General features: G+C 62.9%; 15 protein-coding genes. 10 read left to right on the top strand and 5 right to left on the bottom strand.

What is annotated here, in order from left to right:
• Nucleotides 1–19: 19 nt before the first annotated feature.
• The 9 genes from J7I44_RS04365 to J7I44_RS17060 all read left to right on the top strand — a co-directional run bounded on the left by J7I44_RS04365 (nt 20) and on the right by J7I44_RS17060 (nt 8806).
• Nucleotides 20–1462 carry an RNA polymerase factor sigma-54 gene (locus J7I44_RS04365; protein WP_209616396.1) on the top strand — a complete coding sequence of 481 codons (1443 nt, stop codon included), beginning with the start codon at nt 20–22 and terminating at the stop codon, nt 1460–1462.
• Between the two features lie 130 nt (nt 1463–1592).
• Nucleotides 1593–1916, top strand: coding sequence for a ribosome hibernation-promoting factor, HPF/YfiA family (hpf, locus tag J7I44_RS04360; protein WP_209616393.1), 324 nt, complete (start codon nt 1593–1595; stop codon nt 1914–1916).
• Nucleotides 1917–2167: 251 nt separating this feature from the next.
• Nucleotides 2168–3070 carry an HPr(Ser) kinase/phosphatase gene (hprK, locus tag J7I44_RS04355; protein WP_425599744.1) on the top strand — a complete coding sequence of 301 codons (903 nt, stop codon included), beginning with the start codon at nt 2168–2170 and terminating at the stop codon, nt 3068–3070.
• Between the two features lie 8 nt (nt 3071–3078).
• The gene (gene rapZ, locus J7I44_RS04350) at nt 3079–3984 is read left to right on the top strand and encodes an RNase adapter RapZ (protein ID WP_209616387.1); all 906 of its coding nucleotides are present in this window, start codon (nt 3079–3081) and stop codon (nt 3982–3984) included.
• 178 nt (nt 3985–4162) lie between these two features.
• On the top strand, nt 4163–4555 hold the full coding sequence (locus tag J7I44_RS04345) for a PTS sugar transporter subunit IIA (RefSeq protein WP_209616384.1): 393 nt from the start codon (nt 4163–4165) through the stop codon (nt 4553–4555).
• On the top strand, nt 4548–4817 hold the full coding sequence (locus J7I44_RS04340; RefSeq protein WP_209616381.1) for an HPr family phosphocarrier protein: 270 nt from the start codon (nt 4548–4550) through the stop codon (nt 4815–4817). The genes J7I44_RS04345 and J7I44_RS04340 overlap by 8 nt, the downstream gene beginning before the upstream one ends.
• 123 nt (nt 4818–4940) lie before the next feature.
• Nucleotides 4941–6671, top strand: coding sequence for a phosphoenolpyruvate--protein phosphotransferase (ptsP, locus tag J7I44_RS04335; RefSeq protein WP_209616377.1), 1731 nt, complete (start codon nt 4941–4943; stop codon nt 6669–6671).
• A 340-nt stretch (nt 6672–7011) separates the two neighbouring features.
• Nucleotides 7012–8325: a nucleotidyltransferase domain-containing protein gene (locus J7I44_RS04330; protein WP_209616373.1), complete on the top strand. Its 1314-nt coding sequence runs from the start codon at nt 7012–7014 to the stop codon at nt 8323–8325.
• Complete coding sequence (locus tag J7I44_RS17060; RefSeq protein WP_478293605.1) at nt 8318–8806, top strand: type II CBASS E2 protein; 489 nt, start codon at nt 8318–8320, stop codon at nt 8804–8806. The genes J7I44_RS04330 and J7I44_RS17060 overlap by 8 nt, the downstream gene beginning before the upstream one ends.
• 100 nt (nt 8807–8906) lie before the next feature.
• Here the strand turns inward: J7I44_RS17060 and J7I44_RS04325 are convergent, their stop codons facing one another.
• Nucleotides 8907–10037, bottom strand: a complete 1131-nt coding sequence (locus J7I44_RS04325; protein ID WP_209616371.1) for an SAVED domain-containing protein — start codon at nt 10035–10037, stop codon at nt 8907–8909.
• A 428-nt stretch (nt 10038–10465) separates the two neighbouring features.
• Nucleotides 10466–11508, bottom strand: a protein-coding gene (locus J7I44_RS04320; RefSeq protein ID WP_425599741.1) for an IS3 family transposase whose coding sequence is annotated in 2 segments (ribosomal slippage) — nt 10466–11322 and nt 11322–11508 — 1044 coding nt in all. Because the reading frame shifts where the segments join, the coding sequence is not laid out codon by codon here.
• Here J7I44_RS04320 and J7I44_RS17010 point away from each other — a divergent pair.
• Nucleotides 11479–11820: an H-NS family nucleoid-associated regulatory protein gene (locus J7I44_RS17010; protein WP_425599740.1), complete on the top strand. Its 342-nt coding sequence runs from the start codon at nt 11479–11481 to the stop codon at nt 11818–11820. The genes J7I44_RS04320 and J7I44_RS17010 overlap by 30 nt on opposite strands.
• Before the next feature lie 170 nt (nt 11821–11990).
• On the opposite strand, the gene J7I44_RS04310 is transcribed toward J7I44_RS17010, so the two are convergent.
• The 3 genes from J7I44_RS04310 to J7I44_RS04300 all read right to left on the bottom strand — a co-directional run bounded on the left by J7I44_RS04310 (nt 11991) and on the right by J7I44_RS04300 (nt 13714).
• Entirely contained in the window at nt 11991–12827 is an 837-nt protein-coding gene (locus tag J7I44_RS04310; protein WP_209616363.1) for a hypothetical protein, read from the bottom strand.
• Between the two features lie 82 nt (nt 12828–12909).
• A complete protein-coding gene (locus J7I44_RS17005; protein ID WP_209616361.1) occupies nt 12910–13392 on the bottom strand; it encodes a GNAT family N-acetyltransferase in 483 nt (160 codons plus the stop codon).
• 76 nt (nt 13393–13468) lie between these two features.
• Nucleotides 13469–13714, bottom strand: coding sequence for a DUF2188 domain-containing protein (locus tag J7I44_RS04300; RefSeq protein WP_209616359.1), 246 nt, complete (start codon nt 13712–13714; stop codon nt 13469–13471).
• Nucleotides 13715–14202: the final 488 nt, after the last annotated feature.

Raw genomic sequence — 14202 nt, 5'->3', positions numbered from 1 at the left:
TCCCTTTGCTACGGCTGGCATGAAACCCGGGCTCCAGTTCCGACTCAACCAACAGCTCACCCTGACGCCGCAATTGCAGCAGGCGATCCGGCTGTTGCAGCTGTCGCAGCTGGAGCTGGAAGCGGAATTGCGCCAGATCGCCGAAGGCAATCCGTTGCTGGAGTTCGAGGAAGAATCCGCGGAGTCCGGCGAGACCGAGGAAGAAGGCTTCAGCGCCGCTCCGGCCGAGGCGCCCACCGTCGATCACAACGTGGACGACGGCGCCGACTGGGGTGAAACCGATGCCCCTGCCGAGGCGCCGATCGATTTTTCGCTCGGCAGCAGCGCGCCGTCGGGCAGCCGCGGTGACGAGGACTTCGAGCCGCAGAACGCCGCGCCCGAGACCCTGCAGGAACACCTGCTGTGGCAGTTGAACCTGTCGCCGTTCACGACGCGGCAGCGCCTGATCGCCACCGTCATCATCGACGCGCTCAATGCCGACGGCTATCTCACCGAAGGCATCGATAGCGTGCTCGCGGCGTTGCCGGCGGACCTCGACGCGGCCACCGACGAGGTGGAGGCGGTACGCCGCCAGCTGCAACGGTTCGATCCGACCGGTATCGCCAGCCTCGATCTGCGCGACTGCCTGCGCGTGCAGCTGGAGCAGTTCGATGCGGACACGCCACACCGCGGGCTCGCGCTACAGATCGTCGACGGCGAACTCGAACTGCTCGCACGCAACGACATCGCCAAGCTTGCGCGCAAGCTGCGCGCGAGCGAGGAAGAAGTCGCCGCCGCGGCGCTGCTGATCCGCAGCCTCGATCCACGCCCGGGCGCCGCGCTCGACGCCACGCCGGTCGAGTACGTGGCGCCGGACGTCTACGCCTACAAGGAAGGCAGCCGCTGGAAGGTGAGCCTCAATCCCGACTGCCAGCCAAGGCTGGGCCTCAACCAGCACTACTGCAGCCTGATCGCACAGGCGCGTGGCGAGGATGCCAGCTGGATGCGCGGCCAGCTGCAGGAAGCGCGCTGGTTGATCAAGAGCCTCGAATCGCGCGCCGAGACGTTGATAAAGGTCGCCGATGCGATCGTGCGCAGGCAGAGCGCTTTCCTCGACTACGGTCCGGAGGCGATGCACCCGCTGGTGCTGCGCGAAGTCGCCGAGGAGGTCGGCATGCACGAATCGACCATTTCGCGGGTTACCACGCGCAAGTACATCCACACGCCACGCGGCACCTTCGAGCTCAAGTATTTCTTCTCCAGCGGCGTCTCCACCGAAGATGGTGGCGGTGCATCGGCCACTGCCATCCAGGCCATGATCAAAAAGCTCATCGACGCTGAGGACACGCGCAAGCCGCTGTCCGACCAGGCCCTGGCCGAGGAGCTCAACCGCAAAGGCATCCAGGTGGCACGCCGCACCGTGGCCAAGTACCGCGAGGCCCTGCGCATTCCCAGTTCCAGCGAGCGCCAGCGCGCCAGCTGACCCTGTGCTGAAACCCGACACTTGGAACCGGCCCGAACGATCCCATACGAGTGATAGACCGGCATGCCGGCACCCTAGCCGGCATGCGAACCCGCCGCCCCCCCGGCGGCCGTAACAGAGGAGGCGCCCCATGCAGTTCCAACTCACCGGCCAGCAGATCGAAGTCACCCCTGCCCTGCGTGCGCATGCCGAATCCCGGCTCGATCGCCTGACCCGCCTCGACGAGAAGTGCCTGGGCCTGACCATGGTGCTGTCGCTGGACAAGTTGCAGCACTGTGCCGACGCCACTCTCAGCACCACCGGGGCCGCGCTGCATGCGGCCGCGTGTGGCGCCGACATGTACGCCTCCATCGACATGGTGTTCGACAAGCTCGCCGCGCAGCTGCGCCGCCATCGCGACAAGGTCACCGACAAGCACCAGCAGGAGGCGCGGGACGCGCGTCAGATCGGCTGATCCTTCCGCGCTCCCCGAAACGACCCGCCCAAGGCGGGTCGTTTTTTTTGCCGCGCCGCCCCTCGCAGGAGCCCGCTTGCGGGCGATGCCCTTCCGCACGCCTTCCCGGAGCATCGCCCACAAGCGAGCCTGTCCGAAACCCAGGCAAGCCGGCGGCCCAAACTGGCACAATGGCGCCCGTTGCCACCCGGCAGGGAAACCTCTTGGAACGTCTGACTGCACGACAACTCTTCGACGGTGTCCACGAGCGCATGGGCCTGCGCTGGGTGTCGGGCATGCGTGGCGAGGGGCGCGTGCTCGAACCCGGCGCCACTGCCACGCGTCGCCCGTCGCTGATCGGCTACCTCAACGTGATCTATCCCAACAAGGTGCAGATCATCGGTACGGAGGAGCTCAACTGGCTCGACAGCCTGGACTCCCGCCAGCGCTGGGAGGCGATGCACAAGATTGCCGCCTATCAGCCGGTGGCGCTGATCGTCACCAAGGACCAGACGATCCCGTCGGACCTGCGCGAGGTGGCCGAGGAGACCCACACCCCGCTTTGGATCAGCGCCAAGCGCGGCCACGAGCTGCTGACCTGGATGCAATACCACCTGGCGCGCCTGCTGGCGCCCAGGATCACGCTACACGGCGTGTTCCTCGAAGTGTTCTCAATCGGTGTGCTGATCACCGGCGAGTCCGGTTCAGGCAAGAGCGAGCTGGCGCTCGAACTGATCAGCCGCGGCCATCGCCTGGTGGCCGACGACGCCACCGAGTTCACCCTGATCGCGCCCGACGTGATCGATGGCACCTGCCCCGAACTGCTCCAGGACCTGCTCGAAGTGCGCGGCCTGGGCGTGCTCAACGTGCGCGAGATGTTCGGCCACACCGCGGTCAAGCATTCCAAGTACCTGCGTCTGGTCGTGCACTTGAAACCCCTGCGCGAAGGCGAGGACATCGATGCACTGACCCGCCTGACCGGCGACACCAGCCACCGCGAGATTCTTGAAGTCTCCGTGCCGATGATCACCATCCCTGTCGCTCCCGGCCGCAACCTGGCGGTACTGGTGGAAGCGGCGGTGCGCCACCATATGCTCAAGAGCAAGGGCATCGATCCCGCGCAAACCTTCATCGATCGCCAGGCGCACCAGATGCGCCGGCTTCCGCCCTGGTGAGCTCTGCCATGACCTCGAACGAAACCGCGCCGACGACCGGCCTCAACGACCCCAACGCCGTGCACCTGGTGGTACTGACCGGCATGTCCGGCGGCGGCAAGACGGTCGCGCTGCGCGCGCTGGAAGACCTGGAGTTCTACTGTGTCGACAACCTGCCCAGCGGCTTGTTGCCGCAGCTGGTGCAGTCAGTGCGTCGCGATGGCGGCGGGCGCCGTCGGCGCATCGCCGTGGGCGTGGACGTACGCAACCGCGGCGAGGATTTCGAGCACATGCCGCTGGTGCTCTCCGAGCTCGCCGCGGCGGGGGTGCATGTGCACTTGGTGTTCATCGATTGCAGCGATGAGGTATTGATCAAGCGCTATTCGGAAACCCGCCGTCGCCACCCACTGGCGATTCGCGGTGTTTCGCTGGCCGATGCGATCGCCGAAGAGCGCCGCCTGCTGCGCCCGCTGATCGGCATCGCCGAAAAGGTCATCGATTCGAGCGACCTCAACGTGCACCAGTTACGCCGACTGATCGCCACCGGCTATGCGGCGGCGACTGAAGGTCTCACGTTGATGTTCCAGTCCTTCGCCTTCCGTCGCGGCCTGCCGCTGGACTCGGACTTCGTGTTCGATGCACGGTGCCTGCCCAACCCGCACTGGCAGCCGAAGCTGCGCCCGCTCTCGGGCAAGGATGCGCCGGTGCGCGAGTTCCTGGAAGCCGATCCCGTGGTCAGCGAATACTTTGCCGACACCGCCCGCTGGCTCGATGCCTGGCTGCCGCGCTTCGAGCAGGACGACCGCAGCTACGTCACCATCTCCGTCGGCTGCACCGGCGGACGGCACCGCTCGGTCTACCTGGTCGAGCGCCTGGCCGCGCACTATCGCGCCAGGCGCGAAGGCGTGCTGACCTTCCACCGTGAGCTCGAATGACCATGTCCGCCTTCTCGCACGCCTGCGCGAGCGCACCGGTACGCGACCGCCATGCTGGCCCCGCGTCAGCGTCCCGGCACGCCGCCACATCCCGGCCGTGCCCCGGTGCGCTCCTGAAGGATGGCCGGACGGGCAGCTGTGGCACAACGCGCAACGGCTATCCCGCGGGAGCGCACCCATGAGCGTCGGCGTTCTCCTGATGACTCACGAGGCGGTCGGCAAGGCGCTGATCTCCGCCGCGCACCACGTCATGCCCAAGCTGCCGCTCAGGGTCGACGCGGTCGAGGTTCCGGCACACGCCGACCCGGACGTCATGCGCACGCTCACCGCCCACCATGCCCGCGAACTCGACCAGGGCGACGGTGTGTTGGTGCTGGCCGATCTGTATGGCGCGACACCGTGCAACATCGGCCTTTCGCTCACGGCGCTGGGGGTACGGTTGCGTTGTGTGTCCGGGCTCAACCTCCCGATGCTGCTGCGCGTGCTCAACTACGCCGAGAAACCGCTGGACGAACTGGCACAGGTGGCCGCCCATGGTGGCCGCGGGGGAATTTTCATCGACCATGCTTGAGCAGGAAATCACCGTCTCGAACAAGCTCGGACTGCACGCCCGCGCCTCGGCCAAGCTGGTGCAACTGGTGCAGGGCTTCAAATCCACCGTGTGGCTGGTCAGCAAGGGCCGCGAGGTCAACGCGCAGAGCATCATGGGCGTGATGATGCTTTCGGCCGGTATCGGCACGCCGCTCACCGTGCGCGCGGACGGGCCCGACGAGGCCGAGGCGATCGCCGGCGTCGTGGCGCTGTTCGAGCGCAAGTTCGACGAGGGGGCGTGAGGTGCCAGCATCGGGGATGGGTGCTTGGGGATTCGAAAAAGCGCGGGGCCGCCAGCTCGCGCAGGGCGCTCTTGCAAGTCTCCAATCCCCCATCCCCAATCCCGGCTCCAAGGACGCCACTCCATGAGACAGCTGCTGCCAGGCACCGCCGCCTCCAAGGGCATGGCCCTGGGCCGCGCGCGCCTGGTGCAACCTAGCCGCTACCTGGTCGACACCCGCCCGCTGGCCGAGGACGAAGTCGAGGGCGAGCTGGAAAACCTGCACCGTGCGCTGGACACCGCGCGGCAGGAACTGCATGAACTGCGCGGTCGCCTGCACGGCGCGCTGGCGCGGGAAGTGAACGAGTTCATCGATGCGCACAGCCTCCTGCTCGACGACAACGAACTGCTGCGCGGCCTGGACGACCTGATCCGTATCGGCCACTACCGTGCCGGCGTGGCCCTGAAGAAGCAGCGCGACCGCCTGGCCAAGGTGTTCGAAGCCATGGACGACCCCTATCTGCGCAGCCGCCGCGAGGATGTCGACCAGGTGATCAACCGGGTGATCTCCGCACTGCAGCGCCAGACCAGTCGCGAGGAACGCAAGCTTGCCGCGCGCGTGGGCGAGATCCTGGTCGCCGACACCATCGCGCCCGCCGACATGGCGCATCTGGTCGGCAACGGGCTGCTGGGCGTGGTGGCGAGCTCGGGCAGCCCGTATTCGCACAGCGCAATCCTGGCCCGCAGCCTGGATCTGCCCATGCTGGTCGGCACGCGCGACGCGCTGGCCACCATTCACGACGACGACCTGATCCTGCTCGACGCCGAGCGCGGCGAGACCATCGTCCATCCCACCGCGCAGGACCTGGCCCGCTACCGGGCCTGGCAGCGCGAGGCCGCGGCCGAAGGACGGCGCCTGGCCAAGCTCGCCAACGCGCCCACGCGCACGCGCGACGGCGTGCCGGTGCAGCTGTTCGCCAACGCCGAAACCGCTACCGACATCGCCATGGCGCGCGCCCGCGGCGCCGACGGCGTGGGCCTGTACCGCACCGAATTCCTGTTCCTCAAGCATAAGGGCCTGCCGTCGGAAGACGAGCAGTTCAACGCCTACCGCGATCTGGTACTGGGCATGGGTGGCCTGCCGGTCACCATCCGCACGCTGGACCTGGGCGCCGACAAGGCCGACGCCGCCGGCCTGGCCCTGCGCGGCGAGGACAACCCGGCGCTGGGCGTGCGTGGTGTGCGCCTGTCGCTGCGCTACCCGGCCGTGTTCACCACGCAGATCCGCGCGATCCTGCGCGCCGCCTGCTACGGCCCGGTGCGTGTGCTGGTGCCGATGGTGACCCAGCCGGACGAACTGATCGCCGTGCGCACGCTGTTCAAGCTCGCGCGCCAGGACCTCAAGCACGAAAACGTCGACCTGCCGGAAAAATTGCCGCTCGGCGCCATGGTCGAAGTTCCTGCCGCCGCACTCAACGTGCGCGCGCTGCTCGAACACGCCGACTTCCTCGCCATCGGCACCAACGACCTGGCGCAGTACGTGCTCGCCGCCGACCGCGGCAACGATGGCCTGGAAAACATCTACAACCCGCTGCAGCCGGCGCTGCTGCGCCTGATCGCCTACGTCATCGCGGCCGGCCGCCGTGCCCGCAAGCCGGTCAGCCTGTGCGGCGAGATCGGTGGCGACGTCGGCTTTACCGCCCTGCTGCTGGCGCTGGGCCTGTGCGAATACAGCATGCATCCGAGCCAGATCCTGCACGTACGCGATCGTCTGGCCACCCTCGACCACGCCGCCCTGCGTCGCCAGGCGCCACGCCTGCTTCGCGCGTACACGCACGAGGATGTCGAGGCACTGTTGTCACAACTGACTGACTGAGCAAACAGCAAAGAAAAGGCCCGCATTGCTGCGGGCCTTTTTCTGGATCTTTATCGACTCTCCCGATCAGGTGTTCCTCAGAACGGTTGTGCACACTTACCTCGTCAGCAACTACCAGGCGCCTACGGCAACGATCGCCGTGTAGCACCAAAAACGGCGCGTTCAGAGGCAGCATTTCTAAACACTTTCGGCAAAACTGTAAACAAAAAGGCAGCCTTAGCCGAGTTCCTCCGCTTTCTGACCGGTGCTCGGCGGGCGGCGGTAGCGGTATCCCTCCGGGAGTCCTCCTAACACCCAACGTAAAAGGCCAGGCGCGCAACGGGCTGCCCCGGACGGCTTTGTGAACAAAACGCGCATTGCCCTTGAAGTTCGCGTGACGACCCCCAATATTGCGACGCAGACCACGGATGCGTCCGCCCAGAGACGGGCGACCACGACGTGCATTCGCACATGGGAGGGAATGCGTATGGATGGCCAAGGGGTAACGCCGACGCCAGCCTTGGAGGCGAGGCAGATTGAGGCTGCCAGCCTTTTAGGGCGACTAGCGGATGATCTGGACATCAGTCCTACACAGTATGAGCGGGCAAAAAAGGCATACGAGAGCATTGGCGAATTAGTGGAGCTCGACCTTCACCCGATGCTTGCCAGTGCGTCTGTGTTTCCACAAGGCTCCTTTGCACTAGGCACAATTATCCAACCGATCGATCGGAGAGACGGCGAATTCGATGTCGACCTCGCATGCCGCCTCGATGCAAACACGGAGTTAGTGTCGCCCACCGAAGCTAAGAGAATTCTTGGGCAGTGCCTGCGCAAAGACGGCCACTATCGCGAGAAGCTGGAAGAAAAGAGCCGATGCTGGCGTATCAACTATGCCGGCTCCTTTCACTTAGACATCTGCCCGCTGGTTCGGGGTCCCGCATCCGACGCGGTTCCCGATAAGGAGCTCGCTAGTTGGATCCTGACCTCTCCTGAGAAGTACGCAGCCTGGTTCAACGGGCTGGCCGATAGGGTTCGACCTCTACGCCGTAGCAATATTGCGTTGGAAGCCCAAGTTGACCCCTTTCCAGAATCCAACTCAGACAAGGGCTGGCTTCGGCGCGTGGTTCAGCTACTGAAGCGACATCGTGACCAGTGGCGTATGAGGGCTTCCCCCGAAATGAAGGAGTTCGCTCCCATTTCCATCATCCTGACAACCCTTGCCGCCCGTGTTGTTGAGCAGAACCCTTCCTTGGCTTCATCGACCAGCAGCCCTTACGCGGTGGTAAACCAGGTGCTGACTGGACTCAAGGACGGAATCAAGGGGCCTCTTGAATGCGGAGAGTGGCTGATTCAGAGCCCGGTGGCCAACGAAAATTTCGCCAATCGCTGGAACCAGGACCAGCGGTGGGCCCGCGCATTTGACCTTTGGCACAGGGATGCACTTCGGACATTGCACTCCCTGGTTAGCGCGCACGGGCTCGACAGCGGGAAACGCGTTTTGGCCGAAGGCTTCGGCGAGGGCGTTGCCGACAAAGTAGTTGAGGAATACGGCACGGCTCTCCGGGAAGCTCGCGACCGAGGTCAGCTCAAGTACTCGGAGGGCGGCTTGATAGTGGCCGCCGCGCACGCTTCTCCTGGCGTCAGCGTTCCACGGCACACCTTTTTCGGTGAGTAGGTGCGGTGATGGCCGGCTGCACCGCCTAAGCATTGCTAGGCAATGCTTCCGGCTTGACGCCTTGAAGTTAGCTGGAGCGTCACTAAAGCTAGGCCGGCAAGAGCTTTCTTTTTTATACAACGCACGCCCCACCCCGCTCAGCCGGGAATATCGGCTGCGCCTCAATTATCGGCTTGGTAAATCGCCAGAGGTTCGCGTGCTTTCGCCCGACCTAGCCGAGCTTTCCGGGGACCGTACGCTTCCACACGTCTACAGCAGCGTGCACCCGGCTCGTCTCTGCTTGTATCTACCTGGCGCAGGGGAGTGGATGGCTGACATGGCGCTCGCCGCCACGATCGTACCCTGGTCGATCGAGTGGCTTTTCCACTTCGAGATATGGTTGTCAACCGACACATGGCTGGGAGGCGGGGTACATCCGCGGAATGACAAGCGGGACGACGCTCGCCAAGTTCGCGGCCCGCTGGTGAACTCAACGAAGTAACCATCGCCTAGCCAAAAGTGTTTGCGGTAGTAAGTACTGCCTAGCGATGCTCGCACGGAAAAGGAACGGCGCGCGTGACAGACTGAACGATAGTCTAGGGCTAAATACCGGGCACCGCATTCACCTCCACCCGAACGCTGCCCTTAGGCGCCTCGACAAGTCGAGCGTCTGTAGGACCGATAACCACTGACCATGGGTATGGCGGATTGACATCGCGTTGGTACTGATAGCAGGCAATCTCCGGCAAATTGCGTCGGTCGTAAGCGCGGCCTAGCCTTAATACAAGGCTGCTCGGAGCCGCAAGAATCAGCGCTATGCCTCGTACGCCCCTGTTTCCTAGTTCCGCGAGCGCCTCGAGAAATTGAGCTGCAAGCGCGACTTGCTTGGCTTCAGACCATAGTGAATCCGGAAGCGGCATGGGCAGCGCAAGCGAGACGATGGGCGTAGTGCCAAATGTCGCAGCGATCGCCTGTGTATCGGTGCGATACGAGGCTGACACGGCCAGCACGACTTTTCCGGTGTTCGGCGCCAATCGGTCCAGCCCGTCAGACAAGAAGCGCTCTCCGTCGTCCGGGCTATCCAGTTCCTTCCAGCGCCCTGCTTTTCTGTCCCAATCCATCGCCGTGACTGCGCCCTCGTCGTCTAGCAGCACACCGGCATAGAAGAGAAAGGGTACCTGCAGGACGCCTGCGACAAGAAGTTGCACGTCGCGCTTTTCCCGGGTTCCACGCAGCCTCCTTACGACGTCGGGTATTCCCGAAAGCTTGTTGAAGGCCAGTTCCACGGCACCGGCGCCCATCTCAGGGCGGATGTCAATCTGCGCATCTAGTGGCTGACCTGACAAGCGGCGAGGCACCGATTGGAGCAGTGGTCGATCAGAGGTATCAACTAAGCCCCTGAGTTCCAATGCGATAACGGCGCATCTACGGGTCCGACGTACGTCGGCTACAAAGTCGTGAATGAGCATTACGGCACCAGCGAAAAAAAGCATCACCGCAATTGCACATGCTAAGTACACAACCCACAAAGGTAGCTCGTTGCCGGTAGAAAAGTAACCGCGAAAGTGCAGGGCACCGGCCGAGCCAGTCACTCCGAACGACCAGCCGCCTCCCACAATTGCAACCATCACTGTGGTAGCAGCAACCAGCAGAATCCGACTGCGGTGGCGGGGCCGAGTGAGCCAGTGCACCACGTGAGTGAGTAGTTTCTGCAGCGTAACGTTCCAGCTCATGCGGCCCCGCTCAATTGGGTTTACGGCCTTGTGGCCAGAAATAGTGTCGCTTTCGCAAAGCTTAGTGGCTCATTGCTCAACGTGCACAGTACCTTCTGAGACGGGAGGCGCTACCGCCACTGTCTGATGACGTAGACGTTCTTGAAGAGGCGGCATTTAAGTGGCGCAAGCCATCTGCGCCCCATCCGGCCCCCGGACGCCGCGTAACCCACGCCCACTTCCGTGCGGCCGAAAAGCGCGTGGACGCGATCGAGCGTAGCCATCGAGGCATTGGCGCCGGGGCTACTCAAGAGCGCAGGCCTGACCATCGACGAGGTTAACCCCCGTCGCGGCGGGCCAAGCAGCAAAGGCCCGAAGGCTGCTGTTGCACCGAAGTACCGGAACCTAGAGAACCCCCGACGTCCCCCCGCTTTCAGTAGCGGTCGGGTTTAGAGTCCGGGGTTGATCGTAGCTGTGTTTGCCAGGTGCTGGGCATAGGCCGCTGGCGTCATCCCGCTGAGGGCCGCCTTAGGTCTCTCTTCGTTGTACTCCCGCCGCCAGGTCTCGATGACAGCCCGGGCGTGCAGCAGGTGGGTGAACCAGTGCTCGTTGAGGCACTCATCGCGTAGGCGGCCGTTGAAGGACTCCACGTACGCGTTCTGGTTGGGCTTGCCTGGTTGGATCAGGCGCAGCTGCACGCCGCGCTCGTGCGCCCATGTGACCATTGCCCGGCCACAGAACTCCTTGCCGTTGTCTGTGCGGATGACGTTGGGCAGGCCACGGCTGAGCGCTAGGCGATCGAGCACCCGCGTGAGCATGTGGCCGGAGATCGCTCGCTCGACCTCGATGGCGACCGCTTCGTGGGTGGCGTCATCGACGATGGTCAGGCACTTGATCACCCGCCCCTCGGCCGTGCGGTCGAAGACGAAGTCCATGGACCAGACCTCGTTGGCCGCCAAGGGCCGCAACAGCGGCTGACGTTCGCCCACCGGCACCTTCTTGCGCTTGCGCCGCCGCACCTGCAGCTTCGCTTCCTGGTACAGCCGCTCCACCCGCTTGTAGTTCACGAGCATCCCTTCCTGCCTGAGCTTGAGGTAGATCATTCCGACGCCGTAGCGCTTGTGCCGGTGTGCCAGGGCCAGGATGCGCTCGCGCAGGGCGACGTTGCGGTCCGGGCGCGGTGCATAGCGCAAGGCGCTGGCGCTCATGCGCATGACGGCCAGCGAGCGCCGCTCGCTTAAGCCCCAATCGATCATGTGCCGCACCAGCCCACGCCGGGCTGGCGCGGTCACCACTTTTTTCGCAGGGCGTCCTTGATGACCTCGTTCTCGAGGACCTGCTCGGCCAAGAGCTTCTTCAGCCGACCGTTCTCGGTCTCCAGCTCCTTCAGGCGCTTGGCGTCGGGCACGCTCATGCCGCCGAACTTGCTGCGCCACAGGTAGTAGGAGGCCTCGCTAAAGCCGTGCTTGCGGCACAGGTCCTTGACCGCCATGCCGGCTTCCGCCTCACGCAGGAAGCCGATGATCTGCTCTTCGGAAAAGCGTTTCTTCACGTCCAATCTCCTTCGGATGGGGGATTGGACTCCAAACCGGTGTGCTACTCAAAGGCGGGGGGACGTCGCCCCGCCCAAACGTGGTCGGGACGGGGCAAGCGCCCGCTATGGTTCTCGGAGGCTCTGAAGAAGAAGGGAGTAACAGCAGACAGCATGCTCATTGGCGGTGCAGCAACGAAGCCCTCGCATGCCAAGAAGGTTGCTCCGAAGGCCACCAAGAAGGCCCCCGCCAAAAAGCCAGCAAAGAAGTAGCGCGAGCGCCTTCGCCATATGACCCCGCAGGCTCCTGCGGGTTTTTTTATACTCGTGCCATGGAGGAAGGCGAGGGCGGCTTCCGGCCAGCGGACATCAATGTTGGCTATGAGCGGCGGCTAGCGGGTGATGTATACCGGCGGTAAGTCGCTCGGCCAATGTGGGCAGGCTTAGGCAGTTGGCGCCTCATGCCTGCCAATGGAGTCGACGTAGCAAAGGATCATATCTCTCAGGCAGCCGCGAAGGTTTTTAACGTGGGCATCTAGCACTTCGGATAGGGTGGCAGACCCATGCGCACCGCCGGACCCTAAGTTCTCCCCACCTCCTGCCAAGAGAAATCCGCGCCTGCTCAAATTGACGGTTCCTGCTTGCACGTAGCCATAGTGCGAAATTCGGTCCCTTAACGATTTCCTCTCTCCATCTGACAAGACGAATTCGAAGTTCGGCACATACCGCTGATGGACCTCGATCAGCGGCGCAGACACCTCGATCGGCGTGAGCTTCTCAAGAAACTTTGAGAGACGGCGAAAAGAGTGAAAGTCGTTCTTGAAGTAGGTGCATACCGCGCGAGCCAAATAGTCCAAGCATCTACGCAAAGCAAGAATGAATGCCTGGTATTCGAAGTCGAGAATCAAGGTATTTCCGAGCGCTAATGTCGAAGTTCCTAGTGCTCTGCGATAGTCGTGGCGTTCAAGGCCTTCGACTACTGAAGTTTCTATGCTCTTGAGTCGGCCGTAATGGTATAGAACACACGCAAAGGTGTTCTGGACGTCGTGCAAGATGCCGTTAGCGAAGGCTGTGTACCGTGCTTCGGTGGTCGGGCTTGACCGCCATTCGGTAATGAACTTCGGCTCAGGGTTGGTCAGATAGTTGTGGAAGTACAGAAAAGGCTGCCGGTCCACTGCCGACAGCTTGTAACCAGCAATGGACTCGACAGCAGCCAAGCAAGCCTGTATCTCAGGACTGCTGTGCATCGCGAGCATCCGCCGAAAGATCTCTTCGTCCATGAGAGGTAGTGCTTCGCTTCCGATTTCCAGTTCTGGAGTTAAGCGGCGACTAGCCGTCGCCATGAACCTAAAAATTAGCTGCCTAACCTGGCAAGGGCTTGCTTGCGAGCCGGTAGGCCGGGCCTCTTGGAGTTAGGCCCGTGTATTGTTCGATGGCTTCCGACGTTACTCGAACGAAACCTACCTTTTCGTAAAAGCCTGCAGCGCTCTCGGGGCATTCGAGCCACATGCCCGAAGCACCGCGCGGATCGCTGGCTTGTAGTGCGCGCCGAATCAGTTCGGCTCCTACATGCTGCCCTTGCAGATCGGGTAGCACGCCAACAAAGGCAAGGTAAGGCCGTAGTCGCTCCCACAGGTGCTGCCCGTTCGGGTTTAGCCCACCGACCAAGACGGAGATATAACCCGCGATGGTAGTACCTTTGTGAATCGCGACTAGATTCACGGTGCCCGAGCAAAGAATGTTTCGTGCATATTCGTATGGGTGGTCCCCTGGTATTACAGCACGCTGCAGCTTCGAGGCCTCTTGGACATCACTTGGATCTGCAGCGCGAATTCGGATATCCATGGAGCCCCATCTGGACAGCTGACAACTAAGTTAAGGCATGCCGCAGGGCGGCGTCCGGCTAGGACGATCTGCTGGTTTAATGCTCTTTATCCTTGGGCGGATTTGGGTCGGGCCGCGCAATCGTGTCCTTGCTACGGATTTGCCCGTTGACACCCTTGGTAGTGAGCTCACCACCACCTTGGTTTTTCAGCATCTCGCGCGCTGCAGCCTCCGCAGCTCTTTGGGTGGTGTGGGTCGATGATGCTCGATGAGAATCGTTCCGCTTGTTGACCCACGTGCCGTCGTCGCGCTTGTAAACGGTGCGGTCTTTAGCTTTGCTCACGGCATTGCTCCTTCATGGAGTGGCGAGAGATTGCAAATTTGCTATTGAATGTACGGGCACATGCGGTCCGGTTATACACTCGCGAACTGCTAACGCCAAGGGCGACGCAATATGTTGCTCCTTCGAACCTAGCTTGCTGCGTCACGCTATACGGTAGTGACATCAGCCTGACTCAGCCGACCAACGTCGGGCGACGAGGATGTCCGCTTCGGGTCGAGAGCGGACGCGCCTACCCCCGATAACCGGCCCTAATCGCTACGCAGCACGTGGCAGGTCAGACCGCGGGAAGGCTGGTTATTGAGGGTCGGCCGGGATTCATACAAAAACCGGCACTTTGGCGCGTAAGTTATTGAACTTAGGGGAACGGCGCTGCTAGGTTGACTGGCCGCCAGCAATCTAAGCCATCACGCTAAACCGTTAGGGATGGTCTGATCAATCGCCGCGCAACCACTCACGCGTGACATTGGTCCCGTCAAAGCGAAAAACGC

It is taken from the genome of Frateuria flava (assembly GCF_017837635.1).
Classification (GTDB): Bacteria; Pseudomonadota; Gammaproteobacteria; order Xanthomonadales; family Rhodanobacteraceae; genus Frateuria_A; species Frateuria_A flava.
Note: the sequence above shows the minus strand (reverse complement) of the source record. Positions and strands in the feature narration are given on the sequence as shown.

Excerpts from the sequence above, each read along its gene's own strand:
- J7I44_RS04365 (WP_209616396.1), top strand. The coding sequence starts at position 20 with ATGAAACCCGGGCTCCAGTTCCGACTCAACCAACAGCTCACCCTGACG.
- hpf (WP_209616393.1), top strand. The coding sequence starts at position 1,593 with ATGCAGTTCCAACTCACCGGCCAGCAGATCGAAGTCACCCCTGCCCTG.
- hprK (WP_425599744.1), top strand. The coding sequence starts at position 2,168 with ATGGGCCTGCGCTGGGTGTCGGGCATGCGTGGCGAGGGGCGCGTGCTC.
- rapZ (WP_209616387.1), top strand. The coding sequence starts at position 3,079 with ATGACCTCGAACGAAACCGCGCCGACGACCGGCCTCAACGACCCCAAC.
- J7I44_RS04345 (WP_209616384.1), top strand. The coding sequence starts at position 4,163 with ATGAGCGTCGGCGTTCTCCTGATGACTCACGAGGCGGTCGGCAAGGCG.
- J7I44_RS04340 (WP_209616381.1), top strand. The coding sequence starts at position 4,548 with ATGCTTGAGCAGGAAATCACCGTCTCGAACAAGCTCGGACTGCACGCC.
- ptsP (WP_209616377.1), top strand. The coding sequence starts at position 4,941 with ATGAGACAGCTGCTGCCAGGCACCGCCGCCTCCAAGGGCATGGCCCTG.
- J7I44_RS04325 (WP_209616371.1), bottom strand. The coding sequence starts at position 10,037 with ATGAGCTGGAACGTTACGCTGCAGAAACTACTCACTCACGTGGTGCAC.
- J7I44_RS04310 (WP_209616363.1), bottom strand. The coding sequence starts at position 12,827 with ATGGACGAAGAGATCTTTCGGCGGATGCTCGCGATGCACAGCAGTCCT.
- J7I44_RS17005 (WP_209616361.1), bottom strand. The coding sequence starts at position 13,392 with ATGGATATCCGAATTCGCGCTGCAGATCCAAGTGATGTCCAAGAGGCC.